At 56.7% G+C, this 18,180-nt stretch carries 20 protein-coding genes; 10 read left to right on the forward strand and 10 right to left on the reverse strand.

Annotated features, from left to right (window positions below; genetic code table 11):
- Positions 1 to 3: 3 nt before the first annotated feature.
- Genes AACZ86_RS13150 through AACZ86_RS13160 form a run of 3 tightly spaced genes read left to right on the forward strand, consistent with a single transcriptional unit; the run spans position 4 to position 8,272 of the window.
- On the forward strand, positions 4 to 1,998 hold the full coding sequence (locus tag AACZ86_RS13150) for a heme-binding protein (protein WP_339693261.1): 1,995 nt from the start codon (positions 4 to 6) through the stop codon (positions 1,996 to 1,998).
- A 5-nt stretch (positions 1,999 to 2,003) separates the two neighbouring features.
- A complete protein-coding gene (locus AACZ86_RS13155; RefSeq protein WP_339693263.1) occupies positions 2,004 to 4,109 on the forward strand; it encodes a hypothetical protein in 2,106 nt (701 codons plus the stop codon).
- Positions 4,109 to 8,272, forward strand: a complete 4,164-nt coding sequence (locus AACZ86_RS13160) for a hypothetical protein (RefSeq protein ID WP_339693265.1) — start codon at positions 4,109 to 4,111, stop codon at positions 8,270 to 8,272. Before AACZ86_RS13155 ends, AACZ86_RS13160 begins: the two co-directional genes overlap by 1 nt.
- Before the next feature lie 127 nt (positions 8,273 to 8,399).
- On the opposite strand, the gene AACZ86_RS13165 is transcribed toward AACZ86_RS13160, so the two are convergent.
- Complete coding sequence (locus tag AACZ86_RS13165) at positions 8,400 to 8,804, reverse strand: glycine zipper 2TM domain-containing protein (RefSeq protein ID WP_339693267.1); 405 nt, start codon at positions 8,802 to 8,804, stop codon at positions 8,400 to 8,402.
- A 229-nt stretch (positions 8,805 to 9,033) separates the two neighbouring features.
- Here AACZ86_RS13165 and AACZ86_RS13170 point away from each other — a divergent pair, with 229 nt between their 5' ends.
- The gene (locus tag AACZ86_RS13170; protein ID WP_339693268.1) at positions 9,034 to 9,813 is read left to right on the forward strand and encodes an SDR family NAD(P)-dependent oxidoreductase; all 780 of its coding nucleotides are present in this window, start codon (positions 9,034 to 9,036) and stop codon (positions 9,811 to 9,813) included.
- A 39-nt stretch (positions 9,814 to 9,852) separates the two neighbouring features.
- Here the strand turns inward: AACZ86_RS13170 and AACZ86_RS13175 are convergent, their stop codons facing one another.
- Positions 9,853 to 10,071: a hypothetical protein gene (locus AACZ86_RS13175; protein WP_339693269.1), complete on the reverse strand. Its 219-nt coding sequence runs from the start codon at positions 10,069 to 10,071 to the stop codon at positions 9,853 to 9,855.
- A 240-nt stretch (positions 10,072 to 10,311) separates the two neighbouring features.
- On the opposite strand from AACZ86_RS13175, the gene AACZ86_RS13180 reads away from it, so the two are divergent.
- The gene (locus tag AACZ86_RS13180; protein WP_339693270.1) at positions 10,312 to 10,434 is read left to right on the forward strand and encodes a hypothetical protein; all 123 of its coding nucleotides are present in this window, start codon (positions 10,312 to 10,314) and stop codon (positions 10,432 to 10,434) included.
- Between the two features lie 39 nt (positions 10,435 to 10,473).
- Positions 10,474 to 10,596, forward strand: coding sequence for a hypothetical protein (locus tag AACZ86_RS13185; RefSeq protein ID WP_339693272.1), 123 nt, complete (start codon positions 10,474 to 10,476; stop codon positions 10,594 to 10,596).
- A gap of 15 nt (positions 10,597 to 10,611) precedes the next feature.
- On the opposite strand, the gene AACZ86_RS13190 is transcribed toward AACZ86_RS13185, so the two are convergent.
- Entirely contained in the window at positions 10,612 to 11,178 is a 567-nt protein-coding gene (locus AACZ86_RS13190; protein ID WP_339693274.1) for a hypothetical protein, read from the reverse strand.
- 165 nt (positions 11,179 to 11,343) lie between these two features.
- On the opposite strand from AACZ86_RS13190, the gene AACZ86_RS13195 reads away from it, so the two are divergent.
- Positions 11,344 to 11,814: a thermonuclease family protein gene (locus tag AACZ86_RS13195; protein WP_339693276.1), complete on the forward strand. Its 471-nt coding sequence runs from the start codon at positions 11,344 to 11,346 to the stop codon at positions 11,812 to 11,814.
- Here AACZ86_RS13195 and AACZ86_RS13200 read toward each other — a convergent pair.
- Entirely contained in the window at positions 11,811 to 12,167 is a 357-nt protein-coding gene (locus tag AACZ86_RS13200) for a hypothetical protein (protein ID WP_339693278.1), read from the reverse strand. The genes AACZ86_RS13195 and AACZ86_RS13200 overlap by 4 nt on opposite strands.
- A 225-nt stretch (positions 12,168 to 12,392) precedes the next feature.
- Between AACZ86_RS13200 and AACZ86_RS13205 the strand changes: the two genes are divergently transcribed.
- Positions 12,393 to 12,761, forward strand: coding sequence for a hypothetical protein (locus tag AACZ86_RS13205; protein WP_339693280.1), 369 nt, complete (start codon positions 12,393 to 12,395; stop codon positions 12,759 to 12,761).
- 192 nt (positions 12,762 to 12,953) lie between these two features.
- On the opposite strand, the gene AACZ86_RS13210 is transcribed toward AACZ86_RS13205, so the two are convergent.
- The 4 genes from AACZ86_RS13210 to AACZ86_RS13225 form a co-directional block, all read right to left on the reverse strand.
- Positions 12,954 to 13,433: a DUF1294 domain-containing protein gene (locus tag AACZ86_RS13210; RefSeq protein WP_339693282.1), complete on the reverse strand. Its 480-nt coding sequence runs from the start codon at positions 13,431 to 13,433 to the stop codon at positions 12,954 to 12,956.
- Positions 13,434 to 13,603: 170 nt separating this feature from the next.
- Entirely contained in the window at positions 13,604 to 14,116 is a 513-nt protein-coding gene (locus AACZ86_RS13215) for a hypothetical protein (RefSeq protein ID WP_339693284.1), read from the reverse strand.
- Between the two features lie 115 nt (positions 14,117 to 14,231).
- Positions 14,232 to 14,591, reverse strand: coding sequence for a glycine zipper 2TM domain-containing protein (locus tag AACZ86_RS13220; RefSeq protein ID WP_339693286.1), 360 nt, complete (start codon positions 14,589 to 14,591; stop codon positions 14,232 to 14,234).
- Positions 14,592 to 14,707: 116 nt separating this feature from the next.
- Entirely contained in the window at positions 14,708 to 15,085 is a 378-nt protein-coding gene (locus tag AACZ86_RS13225; protein ID WP_339693288.1) for a DoxX family protein, read from the reverse strand.
- Positions 15,086 to 15,323: 238 nt separating this feature from the next.
- Here AACZ86_RS13225 and AACZ86_RS13230 point away from each other — a divergent pair, with 238 nt between their 5' ends.
- The gene (locus AACZ86_RS13230) at positions 15,324 to 15,662 is read left to right on the forward strand and encodes a hypothetical protein (protein ID WP_339693290.1); all 339 of its coding nucleotides are present in this window, start codon (positions 15,324 to 15,326) and stop codon (positions 15,660 to 15,662) included.
- A gap of 310 nt (positions 15,663 to 15,972) precedes the next feature.
- A complete protein-coding gene (locus AACZ86_RS13235; protein WP_339693292.1) occupies positions 15,973 to 16,377 on the forward strand; it encodes an HNH endonuclease signature motif containing protein in 405 nt (134 codons plus the stop codon).
- A gap of 391 nt (positions 16,378 to 16,768) precedes the next feature.
- Here the strand turns inward: AACZ86_RS13235 and AACZ86_RS13240 are convergent, their stop codons facing one another.
- On the reverse strand, positions 16,769 to 17,644 hold the full coding sequence (locus AACZ86_RS13240; RefSeq protein ID WP_339693293.1) for a hypothetical protein: 876 nt from the start codon (positions 17,642 to 17,644) through the stop codon (positions 16,769 to 16,771).
- A 6-nt stretch (positions 17,645 to 17,650) separates the two neighbouring features.
- The coding region (locus tag AACZ86_RS13245; RefSeq protein ID WP_339693294.1) for a ribonucleotide-diphosphate reductase subunit beta at positions 17,651 to 18,180 on the reverse strand (530 nt) is incomplete at its 5' end.

Genomic DNA, 18,180 nt, shown 5'->3' on the forward strand with positions numbered 1-18,180 from the left:
ATAATGCGCAACCCCTATTTGACCTCCGCCATCTCTGCCTTCGCGCTGGTGCTGACCTCCTGCGGCGGCGGTGGCGACAGCAATGATTTTGGCGGGACACCGGCACCCTCGCCAACTCCGACACCCGCACCAGTAACGGTTGACGGCAATGGCGGCGCTTATACGCCACCGGCACAAGAATCGCTTAGCGTTACCGACGTACAGACCATTATCGCGCAGGCCGTCGGTGAAGCGACCGCCCGCAACCTGCCTTCGGTTATCGCGGTGACGGACAGGGTCGGCAATGTGCTGGCGGTGTTTGAAATGAACGGCGCAAGGCCGACCGCAACCACCAGCGCGCGCACCGCATCGGGAGCGATCAACAATCCCCTGGTCGACGTTCAGGGCGTCGTTGTGCCATCAGCAGCAGGCGCTATCGCAAAAGCCGTGACTGGCGCCTATCTGTCCAGTGCCGGCAATGCATTTTCCAGCCGTACCGCCAGCCAGATCGTTCAGGAACATTTCCCGCCCGCCCCGACCACGGCGGGTCTGGAAAGCGGCCCGCTATTCGGCGTGCAATTCAGCCAGTTGCCATGTTCCGATCTCAACCAGAGATTCGGTAATATCGGAAGCGCAGCGCTGATCGGACCGAAGCGTTCTCCGCTCGGCCTGTCTGCCGATCCCGGCGGCTTGCCGCTTTACAAGAATGGCGTCGTTGTCGGAGCCATCGGCGTGATGGGTGATGGCGACTATGGGTTCGATTCCAACACCCTCGATATCGATGACGATGACGAGGAAGCGATCGCCCTGGCAGGCATTCAGGGTTTTGCTCCGCCCGCAGCGGTGACCGCCAATCGAATCAATGTTGATGGCACGCAGCTTCGGTTCAGCGACGTCGTGGTAAGCGTTCTGTCCCCGCTTCAGAATAATTTTGCTGCCATCAACGGCACTGCGGGCAATTTGATCGCCGTTACCGGCTATGCCTCGAACGTCATCATCGCTGGCACAGCTTATGGTACGGAAGCTTCCGGCATCCGCGCATCGACGGCAGCCGAGTTCAAGAACCGCGATGCTTTCGTGTTGACCGATGGAGCCGGAACCAATCGTTTCACAATACGCGCAGCAACCGATGCTGCGGACGTCCCTGTACCGCTGACAGCCGCCGAAACACGGGCGATCTTGGAAGAAGCCTTTATCGTCATGTCGCGCGCCCGGGCACAGATCCGTCAACCACTCGACAGCCGCGCGCAGGTGTCGATTTCCATAGTCGATACCCATGGCGAGATACTGGGCATTGTCCGTTCGCCCGATGCACCGATTTTCGGGACGGATGTTTCCCTGCAGAAAGCACGGACAGCCTCCTTCTTTTCCAACAGCACTGCGGCATCGGACCTGCTCGGCAATCCCGACGGCGATGTTGCCGCCTTTGTCGGACGGGTCAGAACCTTTTTGAACGATCCCAATGCCCTCACCGGTACGGTTGCCTTTGCCGATCGCTCGGGCGGCAATCTCTCCCGCCCTTATTTTCCGGATGGCGAACTGGGTCGCCCCAACGGGCCATTATCGAGACCAATTGAAGATTTTAATCCGTTCGCGACCGGACTGCAGGCGGCGTTGATCTTCCCCAATTTGGGGCAGCATCTCGCCTTTGTTACCGGAGCTTCCGCCATGGACACGCCCATGCGCTGCACCAACACGCCGGATGTGGTCGCAGGACAGAACCGGCTCGAAAACGGCATCCAGATTTTCCCCGGCAGCGTACCGATCTATCGCGGCAATCAATTGATCGGCGGTCTCGGCGTGTCGGGTGACGGTATCGATCAGGATGATATGATCAGCTTTCTCGGATTGCACAATGCCGGCCAGCGTCTCACAACCATCGGCAACGCGCCAAAGGCGATGCGGGCCGACAATATCGTGGTAGATCTTGGCAACGCCAATGTCCGCTTGCGCTATGTAAACTGTCCCTTTGCGCCATTTCTCGACAGCGCCGAACAAAATGTCTGCGAGGGACTATAGGACCGATGTCGGGACTCTCAGCCTCCTTTGTGCCGATCATGGCGGTGATGTCGGGTCAGGCCGAGCAGATGGAGGCGCAGCGTGCCTCGGTCGAGGATATGGAAGCGTCGTTGACGGCGCTGCTGGCCGGGGAAAGATTTGCATGGATAAGTAGTAAATCTGCCGGTTTTGGTCAACAAACGGGCATGGGCGGACCGGATCCGGACGAAGAAGAGGCTGAAAAGGACGGACAGGACAGCGCCGGACAGCCAGACCAGAAAGATGCTTCCAAATCTTCCAATTTAGAGCAATCCGAAACCCCCGATCAGCTGGAAATGGACTTTGATGGACTGGCCGCCGATGACGCCCTGATCGACGGCCGCCGCCGCCCTGGTGTCCAGAAAACACTGCCGGATCGGGTGACCCAGAACAACCCCGGCGCGGTCAATGCCCCGCCACCGGAAGCCTTTCCGACCGACGAATTTCCGGTTCCTGATCGCTGGCGGATCATGCAAAGCCTCTGCCCTGCCAAAGGCGGCGATGAAGCAATCTACACTTTGTTCGGAGCACTGCGGAACAATTGCCACAGCACGCTCAATCCCTATCATCAGAATGTGTTGAAGGGTGACAAGCCGATCCCGGCTGACAAAAAGCCGGGCTTTCTCAAGGGCGATGACTGGTTCTTCGTCGCCAATGTAATTTCCGACACGGTCGTCGAACCCCGTAGTTTTCCTATTCCCGTCGGCGTCCAGACCACCGAACGGCCAAACAGCATCGACGTGTTCGGACGCTCCGGTTCGGAAGTCTATGCCCAGACATTCATCACCGGCTTTGCCCTGATCAAGGGCTCCACCGCCTACAAGCCACCTGATGTGGAATATCGCCTGACTTTGGCGACCCAGGTGAATCATGTGAATGTGCCGGAACGCCGGGTCCTGTTCGTCGAGCCGTCGAAATCCTCGCATCGCACCGACTGGTTTGTCGGCGTGCAGGAAGCCTTTTTCGACTATCATATCCGCAACACTTCGGCGCGCTATGACTTCGACAGTTTCCGCATCGGTATCCAGCCGATGCAGGCAGATTTCCGGGGTTTTCTGTTTCAGGACAACCAGCTTGGCTTCCGCCTGTTCGGGACCCGCGACAACAATCGGATCCAGTATAATCTGGGGGCCTTTGTCCAGCTGGAAAAAGACACCAATTCCGGTCTCAACGACATCACCCAGACCCCGCGCGAAAGCTATATTTTCTTCGCCAATCTCTACCGGCAGGATTTGCCCTTTGTCGGCCTGACCAGCCAGTTCAGCCTGACCTATAATATGAACCGCGAGAAATCGGATATCGAGATTGACGACAACGGCTTTCCGGTTCGCCCCGCCCTGCTCGGCGACCTCAGGGGCCGGGCCTATGATGTCGTCTATCCCGGCTATGCCTTTGACGGCCGGATCGGTCGGATCAATCTCACCGGACAGGTTTACGGCGCCTTTGGCGAGGACCGGAACAGCTTCTTCACCAGCGAACCGGCGAAAATCGAAGCCTATTTTGGCGCTTTGGAAGCCAGCTATGACGTTGATTTCTTACGCTTTCGCGCTTCCGGCCTGTTCGCCAGCGGCGACGGCAATCCCTATAACAATACAGAAGCCGGCTTTGACGCGATATTCGAGAACCCGATTTTTGCCGGGGCCGACACCAGCTACTGGATCCGCCAGACTATTCCTTTCGCCGGCGGTGGTCGGGTGATCTCGATCAACGGCCGCAACGGTATCCTCAACAGCCTCCGTTCATCCAAGGAACAGGGCCAGAGCAATTTCAACAACCCCGGCACGATATTGGCCGGCGTGGGCGTTGACGCTGATCTGACGCCTGATTTCCGGCTTTCCGGCAATGCCAACCATCTCTGGTTTCACAAGACCGAGAGTCTCGAAACCCTGCGCGTTGAAGGATCAATTCCAAGGGATATCGGATGGGACCTGTCGCTGGCTGCCATCTACCGCCCGAAAGCTACGCAGAATATGGTATTTCGCCTCTCGGGCGCTGCTTTGATACCCGGAAAAGGATTCAAGGATTTGTTCGACCAGACCGACAAACGCGACTTCCACTATTCGATTCTGCTCAACGCGATACTGGCTTTCTGATGGGCTTTCGGAACCTCCTGACCGGCAATAGCAAATTGATTCTCGCGGGACTGGGCGCTTTGGCGCTGACCGCCACCCCTGCCTCTCTGCTGCTCGCTGCAGGCAAGGAAAAGCCGCAAAAGGTAGACTATAGTTTCACGCCCCCTGCCCCCCAGAATCAGACCTGGGACGAAGCCCAAGCCAAAAGCAGCGGTTGCCAGACCTGCCATACGGACAGTGACCAGAAGACCATGCACGAAACGCCGGCAGTGGTTCTTGGCTGTGTCGATTGTCACGGCGGTGATGCCTCAATTGTCGGTGACAACAAATGGGGCAAGAACAGCCTCGCCTATATGGACGCGCTGACCAAGGCGCACGTCCTGCCCAAATATCCGGAAAGCTGGCACTGGCCCTCCTCCGCCAATCCCAAGCGCAGCTATGGGCTGCTGAACAGTGAATCGCCGGAATTTGTGCGATTCGTCAATCCATCGGACTATCGGGTTGCGCGCGAATCCTGCGGCGCTTGTCATATGGAAATCATCGAGGCTTCGGAACGGTCGCTGATGGCCACCGGTGCGATGCTATGGGGTGGCGCGGCCTATAATAACGGCATTGTGCCGTTCAAAAATTATGTGTTCGGCGAGGCCTATACCCGCAAGGGCGAACCAGCGACGATCAAGTCTCCCGGCAACCCGCATGGCACGGTGACCGAGGCAGAAAAGAAACGCGGCGCGCTGCCAATCCTCTATCCGCTCCCGACCTGGCACACGGTTCCGCCGGGCGATATCTTCCGTGTGTTTGAACGCGGTGGCCGGAATATCAACACCCAGTTCCCCGAGATCGGCTTGCCCAATATCGGTGGCATCATCCAGCGGCTGGAAGAGCCCGGCCGTCCAGATCTCAAGCAAAGCAATCGCGGCCCCGGCACCGGCCTGCGCGTCGCCATTCCGGTGCTCAATATCCACAAGACCCGCCTCAACGATCCCTTCATGTGGTTCATGGGCACCAATGACCAACCGGGCGATTATCGCCAGTCAGGCTGCGCCGGTTGTCACGTTGTCTACGCCAATGACCGCGAACCGCGGCACAGTTCGATCTGGGCGAAATTTGGTCGCGACGGCCAGACGCAGACGGTGGACCCGACGATCCGCAATCTGAAAGAGGGCGAACATCGTTTCGGCAGTTTCGGCAGCTATGATGCATCTCACGGCGCAAAAGACGGTCATGGAGGTGACACCGGCCATGGCGACGATCACGCCGCCGACATAGATCCCGCCAAGCGCGAAAAAGGCCATCCGATACAACATGCCTTCACCCGCGCCATTCCGACCGCCCAGTGCATGAACTGCCACATGCACCAGCCGAATATATTCCTGAACAGCTATCTCGGCTACACGATGTGGGACTATGAATCCGACGCGCCTTACATGTGGCCGGGCCCGGACAACAAGACACCCAAGCCCGAAGGCATGAGCGACGAGGAATATCAGAAGACCTACAAACAGCAGAAATATCCCGATGCCGAAGAAGTCCGCAAGGTGCTCGACAGAAACCCCGAAGGCGCGGCGCCCAAAGGTCTCTGGGCCGACATCGATTTCCTGCGCAATGTCTACGACGTCAACAGCGACGCCAAGGACACGCAATTTGCCGACTATCACGGTCATGGCTGGAATTTCCGCGCGGTTCTGAAGCGTGATCGCGACGGCAATCTGCTCGACGCCGAGGGCAATCAGGCAAGCTACAGCACCGATACCGAGAATATCGTGGCCAATGACGATCCTGAAAAATTCCGCAAGAAAGGCGAAGGAAAATTCGTCGAACCGGGCGTAAATCCGGGCAAATCCGTCCACATGATGAGCATCCATGCCGAAGTCGGCATGCAATGCGCCGATTGCCATTTCTCGCAAGACAGCCACGGCAATGGCCTGATCTACGGCGAAGTCGCCAATGCTGTCGAAATCAGCTGCAAGGATTGCCACGGCACCGCCGACGCCTATCCGACACTGATGACCAGCAATCTGGCGGCGCGGCCGAAGGGCAAGAATCTCGGCCTTCTGCGCAACGCCAATGGCGAGCGGCGCTTCGAATGGTTCGAAGAACCCAATGGCAAACGTGTTCTGATCCAGAGGTCCATCGTCGATCCAAAACTCAGCTGGCGGGTCAGTCTAGTCAAGAACAGCGTCGACCGATCCCATCCTGATTTCAACGTCAAGGCGGCGCGAGCCAAGCTCATGTCAAAAAGCGGAGCAGAAACGGGTAATTTTGCCTTCGGAAGCGGCGTTGCCAAAGACGATCGGGCGCATAAAGATGAGAATATGGTCTGCTTCACCTGTCATCTCAGCTGGACCACCAGCTGTGGTGGTTGCCATCTGCCGATCGAAGCAAACTGGCAGGCCGACAATCACAAATATGAAGGTGGCACGACCCGGAACTACGCGACCTATAATCCGCAGGTTGCCCGTGACCAGATGTTCCAGCTCGGCCGTCACCAGACAACCAAGGGCAATGTCATCGCTCCGGTCCGTTCAACCTCGGCACTGATCCTGTCCTCGACCAACATCAATCGCGAACGCATCTACGTCCAGCAGCCCCCGATTTCCGGTATCGGCTTTTCGTCACAAGCTTTTGCGCCGCATTTCCCGCATACCGTGCGCAAGACCGAAACCAAGCAATGCTCGGATTGTCACGTTAGCGAGGCCAATGACAATAATGCGATCATAGCGCAAACATTGTTGCAGGGCACCAACTTCGTCAACTTCATCGGCCTCCACGCCTGGGTCGGTCTGGAAAAAGGCTTTGAAGCGGTCAGGGTTACCGAATGGGATGAACCGCAAGCGGTCATCGGTTCGTATCTGCAAAAATATGCCTATCCCGACTATTGGCGGATGCATGTCGAGAATAACGGTCGCGAACTGATCGACTGGGTGCGCGGAGAGCGGCTCGACAAGGACCTGTCCGGCGAGACCAAGGCGCTCGAAGAATTCAAGAATGTCGTTCAGGGAACTGGCGATGCGGTCCGGTGCTTGCAATTACGCGGCGAATATATGTTCGTAGCCGAAGGCAAAGGCGGTTTCCGCGCTTATGACGTCGCGTCGATCGGCAACAAAGGCTTCTCAGAACGCATCATCAAGGCACCCTTCTCGTCGCTTGGCCATGACACGCATGTCGACACCAAGAACGCGACCTGTATGGCGCTGGCGACCAACCAGCCGATTGCGCCAACGCGCAACACAGAGGAGCTACGGGAAGTCAACGAAGAACAGGCATTCCATCCGATCTACAATTACGCCGTGGTTACCGACAGCGAAGAAGGCCTGATCCTCGTCAATATCAACACATTAGCCGACGGCGAATTCCGCAACAATTTCTTCAAGCGCAGCCTGACTTGGAACGAAGGCGGAGTGCTTGACGGAGCGCAGCATATCACCCTGGCCGGTCATTATGCCTATATTACCACTGCGGCAGGATTGACCCTGATCGATCTGGATGATCCGCTGAAACCCCGTCACGTCATCACTTTGCCATTGACTGACGCACGAGCATCGGCGCTGCAATTTCGCTATCTCTGGGTGACCGATGCCGATGGCGTAAAATTGTTCAACGTTACCGACATGGAAAATCCGGTTGCGGTGCCGTCAGGAACAATCCCGCTGCGCAACGCCCGCCGACTCTATCTCGCGCGCACCTATGCCTATATCGCGGCCAAGGATGAAGGCCTGGTGATTGCCAATATTACCCGGCCTGAAGCACCGACGGTCTACCTGAAGGAAACATTCGGCGGCACGATGAATGATGCAGAGGACGTCATCGTCGGCTCGACCAATGCAACACTATTTGCTTACGTGGCCGACGGACGCAATGGCTTGAAGGTAGTCCAGTTGACCACCCCGGACAGTCAGAAGAACTTCTATGGTTTCTCACCGGCACCGAAGCCGGAACTGATTGCCTTTGCCCGCACGCCCAAACCGGCACTGGCGCTGTCTAAGGGGCTCGATCGTGACCGGGCGGTGGATGAGACTGGCGGGCAGATGGCTGTTTTTGGTCGGCTGGGTTCGCGACCGTTCACCCGCAGCGAGATGCAGCGCTTCTACCTGAACAGCAAGGGCAAGCCCTATTTCGTCAAAGACGAACCGGATTTGGCGGACTGGATTGGTCCCGTTCCAGCGATGCTAGCCAAACCGTAAAAATGAACGGGGGCCGGACTGTCTAAAGACGCCGACCCCCTGTCCCCCAATACACAACTCGAGGGAATGGAATCCCCTGCGCGCACGTACGCAGGGGTTTAACTTTATAGCTTAGAATAGAAACGGATCAGCAATTGCCGTCGATCGCGCGGCCAGCCAGTGCACCGACGGCTCCGCCAATGATTGTGCCTTCGGTTTTGCTGCCGCGCCCCGCGACTTCGTTACCGAGCAAACCACCGGCTATTGCACCGATAATGGTACCGCCGGTTCCGCGATCGCAACCCCGGTAACGACTGTTGTTCGAATAACGGGTATCCCGGTAACGGCGCTGGTCACGATAATCGCGACGATCCCGATAGCGATCACCGCGATAAGTATCGCCCCGACGGTATTCGCGGCGGCCATTGCTTCGGACTTGCTCATATGAGGCGCCATTATAATAGCCGCCACGCGCTTCTGCCGGAGCAGCGAAGGCCATTGTCGCCATGGCTGCTGTTGAAATTGCTAGACTTCCCAAAATCTTGTTGATCATTTTCTTCACTCCAAAAGGGTTCTTCCGGAACCCGAATCAATTGCTGCCCTACATTTGCCGGTTTACTAGTGCGGCCTTGTCCACATACTGAATGGCCGTTTTATCTCAGGTTCATATTCAATACGGTTTTTCTGAATAAGATGACCGGAAGCAGAGGGACTAGCGTTTTAGGCCATTGCCGAGTTTCATCCTCTCCGATAGCAAATGGCGAATATAGCGAAGAGGAAAAATGATGAAACTGAAGGGCAAGACAGCTGCGATTACGGGCGGCACGGCGGGTATCGGGCGCGGGATTGCCGAGGCGTTTCTGGCAGAGGGGGCGAATGTCGCCCTGATGGCACGCAATCCGGACAAGGGTGCGAAAGTCATTGCGGAACTGGATGCCGGAGACCGGGCGATATTCATTGCCGGCGACGTGATGGAGCAGGACCAGGTCGAGTCTTTTATCGACCAGACTGCCGCGCATTTCGGTTCGATCGATATTCTCGTCAACAATGCGGGCGGCGCCGGAGATCTCGCGCCTCTGGTTGACCTGACTGACGAAGCCTTTGATCAGGCGATGAAATGGAACATCTACTCCACCTTCTGGGCGACCCGCCGGGCACTCAAACCCATGATCGCGCAAAAATGGGGTCGCATCATCAATATCAGCTCGACCGAGGGCAAGATGGGCAAGCCGACCTTTGCACCTTATACGATCGCCAAACATGGCATCAACGGCATGACCAAGGCAGTGGCGCAGGAAGTCGGCACTTCGGGCATCACCGTCAATGCTATCTGCCCCGGACTGATCCTGACCGACCTGATCATGGAAGGCGGTCCTGCCACAGCCGAAGGCCTCGGTATGACCTTTGACGAGATGATCGATATGTTCTCTCAGGAAAGTGCGCTCAAGCGGCCGGGCAAAGTCGAGGAAGTCGCGGCGATGGCGGTGTTGCTGGCATCGGACGCAGGCGGGGGCATCACCGGCGGGACGCTGAGCGTCGACGGCGGCACCTCACAATATTGAGGTGGCCTGACTGAACCCTCGCGACACCGTTTGCGGGGGTCAGCGCAGCAGTTCTTGGCGCTTTTTCGCGACATCCTTCATAGCGGCCCAGGGATCTCCCGATTTCTCCCCGGCGTGGGCCACCGCGGCGTCTGGCGCTGGTGCCACTTCGGCGGGGGGATCGGCGGCGACGCAATAGGCCGTGACCAGCACCATGGCTGACCACCAAAGTGCATTGGCGCGGCTGGCGAAGACTCGATTGAGGCGCGGTCCGAACATGGCTTTGCAGATAGCAGAGCAGCGTTAACAGATTACCCCATACTTACGCGACCCACCCAAGCCAATCATTGGTAATTTTTACCATTATTCAGTTTCGGTTCACATTTGGCCGACTGGCTAATTCCAATAACATTCTGATATATATAGATTTTCCTGAACTGGCACGGCCTGTGCAATGTTATTGGCATCTTCGCAGAACAATTTGTGAAGCACCCAATTGAACCAAAAAGGAACTTCATCATGACCAACAGCAACATCCAGAACCAGATCGCCGCCGCCTTTGCCGCAATTTTCGCAGCCGCTGTATTTGTCAGCGCCAGCGTTGGCCCGGCTGTCAACAATGCCGCCGCCCTGATCGCCTAGACCTTCATTAGCCAGACCCCCATCAAAGGAACCCTGACCATGTTATCCCCCGAATTTCACAACCGCCTCGCAGCCGCCTTTGCCGCGTTCGTTTCGGCTGCCGTCTTCGTCACGGCCTCTATCGGCCCCGCGGTGAACAACAGCGCGTCCTTGGTGATCTGATCACCGGAGACGCCGCTATTGGCAGGCGCGCAAGAATGTGATCAGTGCGTCGCCCGATCCCTTCAGATGAAGGGAGAATTTATTGCCGTTGAGATTGACAAAGGCACGATTGCCCCGCGCCAGCGCCGGAAACAGCGCATGATTATTGGGCAGATAGAATTGCGGCATTACTAGGTCCTGGCCCTCGATCTGCGTCGGCAACATCCGCGCCAGCACACCGATCGATGCGCCGTCGTCGACCCGGACGGTGAATCCGAACTGGTCTTCCGCGACCATCTCCCGCGGCGTCGCGATGATCATATGCGCGATCCGGACGCTGCCGTTGTCGAGCTTTTCACAACGCATGGTCCATAGCCGGTTGTCGGTCTCCGGCACCATGAACGTCAGCATTGGCCGTTTGCCATCGCTTTCATTGTGCCAGACCATCCCGAACGCCTGACCGGCATCGGGATAATCTTCGCGCGACGGGATGGCCGGCTTGGCCATTTCATCTTCAACAGCACCGGATTGGGTAGCGTTGCCAGAGGATGCCACCAAAGCGAGGACGATGGCGGCGGCGGACAAGGTGTATCTTTTCAACATGATAGATGTCCTAACAGCAAGATGGGCCGTCGGGTAGACAGAGATAGACTCATATTGGTTCTAATCTCCGCTCGCAGCAGCCGCTGCCGCGATGGCTCCCGGTTCCGCCGGTCAAAACGATCGCGCTTCAATCTCTTTTAACATTTCTCCACTATTTTCAGACGGATGGATAACATCCGCTGGCCCACCTTCATCACCATCACCGCGGCCATGTGCGCCGCGCTGTTTCTGGCGATCTTCCTCAGCGGCGGCCCGGCCACCACCAGCGCAGCGGTCGGCATTGATCCCCATCGCGCCAGCTTCGGCATCTGCTTCGGCTCCGACCGCACCACCTGCGTCGTCGACGGCGACACGATCTGGTTCGAGGGCCGCAAGATCCGCATCGCCGATATCAACACACCGGAAATCTCCAGCCCCGGCTGCGCCTCCGAAAAACGGCTCGGCGAGCAGGCCAAGTTCAGGCTTCTGGCCCTGCTCAACGAAGGCAGTTTCTCCCTGCAATCGATCGACCGCGATCAGGATAAATATGGTCGCGACCTGCGCATCATTACCCGCGGCGGGCACAGCCTGGGCGAGATATTGGTCACCGAGGGGCTAGCCGAACGCTGGCAGGGTTATCGCCGCGACTGGTGCTAGCCGGACTGCCCCGCCCTGCGCGAAACCAGCCACGCAAGCGCGAACAACAGCATCAACAGCCCGTCGACCATTGCGCCGACAAATACGGGCCCCATCGCCACCCTGCCCTGTTGATAGAGAATCGCGACCGGCAGGAAGAAAGACAGCTTTTCCAGTATCGCGATCGGAATCAGCGCGCGATAACGGGCCGGATAAAGGGCGATCAGGATGAAGATCAACTGGAACACCAAAGCCAGCCCGATGAAACCGTAATAATATTCGGGTCGGGGCCCTGCTTCTGCAAATAATCCGGGGACCAGCGCGACGAAGCCCCAGGCGGCGGCAACGGCAAAAATGATTCGGACAAATTTCATGATAGCTCCGGCATGATCTTGACAAACTTTACAGTGTTAAAAGAAAAAAGTCCCGCTCCCCCCGAAAACGCAATTTACGGCGTTTTTACAGGTGGTTGAACCGGACGGGCGCGATAGTGTCTCATGAGCGCGTCTTTACCACAATGCGATGGTGTAGGACAGAGGCCGGTCCGGAAAAACGCAAGAAGAGATGGCAAATCCGGCGGGCTATGATAATCGGTCGGCATGAAACAATATCGCGAATATATCGGCTGGGGCGCGATCGTCGTTGCGGCGCTCAATTTTCTCCCGCTCTCCTTCCTGCCCGCTCTGCCACCGATGCTGTCGGCCTCGATGTTCCTGCTGCTGCCCGCCATCGGTCCGATCCTGATGATGATCTCCCCGATGCTTCTCTTCGCCGCCGGCATCGGTCTGGTCAAAGGCTGGGACGGCGGACGGAAGCTGTTTGTGATCTGGGCCGCGATCTCGGGTCTGGCGGCGCTCGCCGGGCTGCAATATGATCCGGTCGCACCCGTGGTTGATCTTGCGGTGATCGGAGCGTGTCTGGCGGTGGTGTTGTGGGGCGACTGGCGGCGGTTGTTGCCGCAGCGGTGAAACCAGACTCGCGGTCACTATCACTTTTTCCTCTCCCATAGGGAGAGGCAAGTGGAGCTTGTCAGCTTGCCTGACTAGCGTAACTCGGTGAGGGGTTTGAACTGTCGAGAGGGTGAAAACCCCTCACCGACTGCGACTAGGTCCATACGGACCAAGTCTTAGTTGCCTCTCCCTATGGGAGAGGGAAAAAGCTTAGCGCCCGCGATAGGGTTCGCAGGCGATACCGTCATTGTCGCGGTCCAGCGCTGGCCGATAGCCGGGATTGCCGCTATAAAGCGGCGCAGCGCCAGCGCTTCTGGCATCGGAGCAATTAGAATAATAGGCGAGTGATCGGGGTTGCTCGACGAAAGTCTGCACAATCTCTGCCTGCGCTGGCGTGGATAGACCGCCCGGTTCATAGAAATAGACGCCGCAAAAGGTTAGCGCGACCAGCTGGAAAAATCCGATTGATTGCAGGGCAGTATTGAAGGATTTTTTCCGTGTCTTGTGCCGGAACAAGGCCCGGCCCGCATAGGCCCCGCCAATACCGCCGATCAGCGCAAGACTTAGCAGACTGGTCTCGCTAACCCGCCAGCCGCCCTGTTCAGCCCGCATCTTGTCCCAACCGAACAAAACAAATGTCCACAAGTTGAGCGCCGCGAAGGCCAGCACCAAAGTAAGAATGAATGCCATCGTACAAATTTACAGGATCATGCTTAAAGACCGGTAAAAAACGGTTTAATGCCGATAATCAATCGTGAACCAACGCTCGCCGTCCTGAAATTGTTTCGCTTCGCTGTTCTTCGGCTAAGGCAGAGCGTGATCATCAAGGGGTCCTGAAACTAGTTCAGGATGACGAAGTCCTAGCCGCCGAAAGCCAGCAACAGCGATAATGTCCAGGTCATGCTGTCCTCACCATGGCCGGTGACATCATCCAGCTTCCAGCCGCTGCGCTCCCGGACCCAATAATATCGGATCATTGTCGGGCTGTCGAAATTCTTGAAAGAGGCAGTCACGATTTTGCGGTCAAACTGGTCGAGCGCCTCATCGCCATAATCGCGCATCGGCACCTCCATGGTCTCGATGCCCAATTCCGTGATCAAAGCATCCTGACCATTTACCATCCAGTCGAAATCGAGTCGGTCGAACGGGTGGCCGCTGGCTTCGAGATAGTCGCGCTCCCGCAGGAACAGGCTCTCCAGACGCTGCGACATTGGCAGTGCGTCAACATCAACCGCTTCGGAATAGAGACCGCGCACAACTGTCTCCGGATCGTCCACAGAATGATTCGCTGTCGGCGCATCTTTGACCGGCTGGGCTAGGACAGGCGACATCGCGAACAGCGTGACGGAAAAGGCAAAAACAAATCTGATCATGCGCAATCATCCCCCACTTGGCGGGGAAGGCTATGCCATGGCAGCAGTGGCGTCAATGGAGCGGAAGCGGATAACGACGAAGGGGGATGAATTACGCTTCCCCCCTCCCCCTAATCTACTGACACTTCATCCCGCCGCGATCGATCTCGCGGCCCAGCAGCGCGCCACCGGCAGCGCCCAATAATGTGCCGACCGTACGATCGCCCCGGCTGTCGATTTCGCGGCCGACGAGAGCGCCGACGGCGCCGCCGATGATCAGACCGGTGGTGCCATTGTCGCGCTTGCAATGATAACGCCCGTCCTTGCCGCGCCAGATGCGTTCGTCGCGGCTCACGCGGCGAGGCTCGTAATAGCGGCCGCGGTCATCATAGCGATGCTTGTGCTTGCTCTTGGCATAGGCCGGCGCGCTGTCGAGGACGGCGGCGGCGGGCACGACCAGAGAGGCGGCGGCGATGGACATGAGGATATTGCGCATGATGTAACTCCCGTTGCGGTTTTTCTTATAACGTGACCGGGATTTACAAGTTGCAATATGAACGGCCTGTGACGCGAAACACCCGCACCGGCGACCCGTCGCGCCGCAGCCTCGTCTTATCCCCGCTTGCTATCGACGCTCCAGATACCGGCACCGCGCGCGGCGATGTAAAGGAAGATGAAGCAGTAGAGCGCGACCAGTTCGCCGCCATTCGCAATCGGGAACAGGCCGGTCGAGCCATGCGCCATCCAGTAAGCCGCTGCGCTCATGCCGCTGGCGATGAAGGCGACGGGACGGGTGAACAGCCCCAGCGCGATCATCGCGCCGCCGATCAGCTCGATCGCGCCGGCGGCATAAAGCACCGGGTTCAGCGGATAATCAAAGGCGACCGGGAAATTGAAGAATTTTTGTACGCCATGCGCCATGAACAACAGCCCCGCGACAATCCGCAGCAGCGCGTAACTATGCTCGGTATATCCATCCAGAAATTTCATGAATTTTTCCTCCCCTGTTTCTATGCGCCGAAGCTATGCCAAGCCCGTCGTAGCGTCAATCGGCTTTTGTCATTGCGAGCGCAGCGAAGCAATCCAGTGCGTCGCTCGCCGTTCTGGATTGCCGCGTCGCTCCGCTCCTCGCAATGACGGGACCTTCCCCTATGATCGCTCCATCCTCGCGCTCCACGGAACAAATGCCTCGCCTCTGTGTTGGAATACCAACAGAAAGAGGAACATCATGACCGAAGAACGCAGCATCAACCAGTCCCAGCGGGACGACGCGCAAGCCCAGAAAGTGGCCGAGCAGGCGCAGCGGCAGACCAAGGCCAAGCGCGAGGATATCGCCGACAGCACGCACGGCGGCCACAGCGACCCGGCGCAGATCATCCCCGACGATACCCAGGACACGGTCGACCATATGAAACAAATGGTCGAAAGCGGCCGCATCGAAGGCGGTGCCTTTGCCGGCGAGCGCAACGACGACGACGAGGAAAGCGACCTCGGCATCCTGGACGCAGCGGAAGATGATGCGCCGCTGAGCGAGAAGGGCGGCGCGGATTTCGGGAATAGTGGTTGAGTTTGAACGGAGCTTAGGCGCTCTACTTTCCTCTCCCGCAGGGAGAGGCAACGAAGACTTAGCCGAAAGGCTTAGTCGCAGTCGGTGAGGGGTTTAACCCTTCAGAGCTTCCCAACCCCTCACCGAGTTCCGCTAGCCAGCAAGCTGGCAAGCTCCCCTTGAGTTTGTGAGCGGCTCAGGTCGAAACAGTTCCCCGAACTGTTTCTAAATTATGCTGGGAGCATAATTTACCTGACCCGATCCCAAACTCCCTATGGGAGAGGACCCAAAGCCCAAAGTTAGTCAAAGTTAGGGCCAAGGACGCGTTATTTTGCGCGATGTTGGATGGATTGTTGCGAATGTAGGAAATATTGTTGTTTACTATTTTCTAACCGAAACTCGCTTAGCTATCTGCATGACAAGCGCGGCGACAAAATGGCAATATTATCCGGGAAAGTCATGGTTCTTCCAGCGGAAGGCCAAGAAGTCCAAACTCGCTGCCGTGCGACAGCGGGACGGGGACGACTGCTGGTTTTGCGGCAATGTCATGCGCTTCGGCGGCATTCCGAATACACGCAAATATGCGACGCTTGAACATTTGCAGCCTCTTTCCAAAGGCGGCACCTCTGCAATGGAAAATCTCGCGCTCTGCCACAAGAGTTGTAACGGCCATCTCAAGGATTTTGACCGTGCTCACAAAGAGAAAATGCAGGCCGGTATGAAGGCGAGGAGTTAGTGCATTTAGTAAACTGTCACCGTAATTCACCGTAATTCGATGTGCACGGGTTCCCGGGGATTGCCTTCGTTGGAATAAAAGTAAAAGCGATAGCCCTGCCATTCGAAAATCTTCGGCATGCGCGGCCCCCAGCAATGCGTTCGCCATCGGGATTAGGACAAAGGTCGGGTCCGATCACCCGCGCTTCGACCCATTGACCGGAACTATCAATCGGCTTGCGGTCCGGGGGATATAACCTTTCGGAGAGGGAGATTTATGGGCGGTGACAAGTGGTGTATTTGGTGCATTTAGTAACCTGTCACCCTAACTGGCGATAGTTTGAACACTGTCGCCGAATTCAGGGACTGTTACGCCTGTCACCGTAATGCCTAGTCTCTAATCACTGGAATATCTAAGTTACGCCAAGTGCTGCTAGTATACCCGTGGCAGCTAAGCTTCCTCCCGTGTTTTGGAGAAGCACAATCATAGCATTAACTGCCTTCTTTACCTTTCCTTGGTCCTGTTGCTTCGCGGCGCCTTCAAGTCGTTCAATTTCAATATCTAGTTTGGGCCGAATATCAGAAGGCAGACCAAGACTCGCCTCCCTAATTTTTTTGACCAATGACAATATCTCTTCAAAATTATTTAGGTCCTTGCGTACTGAAAAGTCACTGACTTTTGCGTTTTTTCCCACATTACCGAGCACACCAACATTACTATCATAAATATTTGTAACCACAGATTGTGCCTTTTCTAGTTCATCGGTTGAGAACGTAACTCCTTCTCCGACAATTCCTTGTGATTCTAGATCAATCGCCCAATCGAGTATTAAATTTCTCACACCCTCCAGCGCACCGATCAAAACTGTTTTGGATACGTGCAGTCCGCAATTAAATTGGATTTGCAAATTATCATGAAGGAAATCGTTAATTGGTGGTAGAAAGCCAATGATAATAAACTGGCCTTCACCACCTGCTAGTGACTCGATCTCAGCTATAGGTTGGGCAAAATAGGCTGTGCTCACCATCTCCTTAGTTGATGAATTCGTGATTACAATATCCAACCATCCGTGGACCGGATTATGAAACTTTGGTTGACCTATTCCAATTCTGTATTGCGGCAAATCTCCCAGTGGACAACGGAACCCATTTAGTTCGGATTCGATCCACTCCTGCGATTCTTCCAACTTCAACTTTGATGCAATTAATTTGGCTTTGCGGAGCAAGATCGATATGGGCGCATCCGCTTTCAAGCAATCTTTCTGAAGCCCTATGACGATCGGATCCAAACCACCCTACTCCGCAGCAACGCCAGCCTCTTCAAACATATCCGGCCCGTCATCAACCGGCGCATCTTCGTTGGCGACCTTGCCCTTGCGCTGGTCGAAGCTTGACCAGACGTCGTTCCATTCGCCCTTGGTCGCGCCTTTTGAATATTCGGTGGCGCGGGCTTCGAAGAAATTGGCGTGTTCGACGCCGTTCAGGAGGGGCGCGAGCCATGGCAGCGGGTGGTCTTCGACCATGTAGATCGGCTGGAAGCCGAGCTGTCCAAGACGCCAGTCGGCGATATAGCGGATATAGCGTTTGATTTCCTTGGCGGTCATGCCGGTGACCGGGCCGTCGCTGAACGCGAGGTCGATGAACGCATCTTCCAGCCGCACGGTCTTCTGGCAGCAGTCGATGATATCGTCGCGGACCGACTTGGTCAGGCAGTCGCGTTCCTGCACGAAGGTGTGGAACATCTTGATAATGCCTTCGCAGTGCAGGCTTTCGTCGCGGATCGACCAGGTGACGATCTGGCCCATGCCCTTCATCTTGTTGAAGC

Origin of the sequence: uncultured Parasphingorhabdus sp., assembly GCF_963975735.1 — a bacterium.
Lineage (GTDB): Bacteria > Pseudomonadota > Alphaproteobacteria > Sphingomonadales > Sphingomonadaceae > Parasphingorhabdus.

Bases quoted from the DNA above. Each gene is read 5' to 3' on its own strand.
- AACZ86_RS13150 (WP_339693261.1), top strand. From the start codon at position 4: ATGCGCAACCCCTATTTGACCTCCGCCATCTCTGCCTTCGCGCTGGTG.
- AACZ86_RS13155 (WP_339693263.1), top strand. From the start codon at position 2,004: ATGTCGGGACTCTCAGCCTCCTTTGTGCCGATCATGGCGGTGATGTCG.
- AACZ86_RS13160 (WP_339693265.1), top strand. From the start codon at position 4,109: ATGGGCTTTCGGAACCTCCTGACCGGCAATAGCAAATTGATTCTCGCG.
- AACZ86_RS13165 (WP_339693267.1), bottom strand. From the start codon at position 8,804: ATGATCAACAAGATTTTGGGAAGTCTAGCAATTTCAACAGCAGCCATG.
- AACZ86_RS13170 (WP_339693268.1), top strand. From the start codon at position 9,034: ATGATGAAACTGAAGGGCAAGACAGCTGCGATTACGGGCGGCACGGCG.
- AACZ86_RS13175 (WP_339693269.1), bottom strand. From the start codon at position 10,071: ATGTTCGGACCGCGCCTCAATCGAGTCTTCGCCAGCCGCGCCAATGCA.
- AACZ86_RS13180 (WP_339693270.1), top strand. From the start codon at position 10,312: ATGACCAACAGCAACATCCAGAACCAGATCGCCGCCGCCTTTGCCGCA.
- AACZ86_RS13185 (WP_339693272.1), top strand. From the start codon at position 10,474: ATGTTATCCCCCGAATTTCACAACCGCCTCGCAGCCGCCTTTGCCGCG.
- AACZ86_RS13190 (WP_339693274.1), bottom strand. From the start codon at position 11,178: ATGTTGAAAAGATACACCTTGTCCGCCGCCGCCATCGTCCTCGCTTTG.
- AACZ86_RS13195 (WP_339693276.1), top strand. From the start codon at position 11,344: ATGGATAACATCCGCTGGCCCACCTTCATCACCATCACCGCGGCCATG.
- AACZ86_RS13200 (WP_339693278.1), bottom strand. From the start codon at position 12,167: ATGAAATTTGTCCGAATCATTTTTGCCGTTGCCGCCGCCTGGGGCTTC.
- AACZ86_RS13205 (WP_339693280.1), top strand. From the start codon at position 12,393: ATGAAACAATATCGCGAATATATCGGCTGGGGCGCGATCGTCGTTGCG.
- AACZ86_RS13210 (WP_339693282.1), bottom strand. From the start codon at position 13,433: ATGGCATTCATTCTTACTTTGGTGCTGGCCTTCGCGGCGCTCAACTTG.
- AACZ86_RS13215 (WP_339693284.1), bottom strand. From the start codon at position 14,116: ATGATCAGATTTGTTTTTGCCTTTTCCGTCACGCTGTTCGCGATGTCG.
- AACZ86_RS13220 (WP_339693286.1), bottom strand. From the start codon at position 14,591: ATGCGCAATATCCTCATGTCCATCGCCGCCGCCTCTCTGGTCGTGCCC.
- AACZ86_RS13225 (WP_339693288.1), bottom strand. From the start codon at position 15,085: ATGAAATTTCTGGATGGATATACCGAGCATAGTTACGCGCTGCTGCGG.
- AACZ86_RS13230 (WP_339693290.1), top strand. From the start codon at position 15,324: ATGACCGAAGAACGCAGCATCAACCAGTCCCAGCGGGACGACGCGCAA.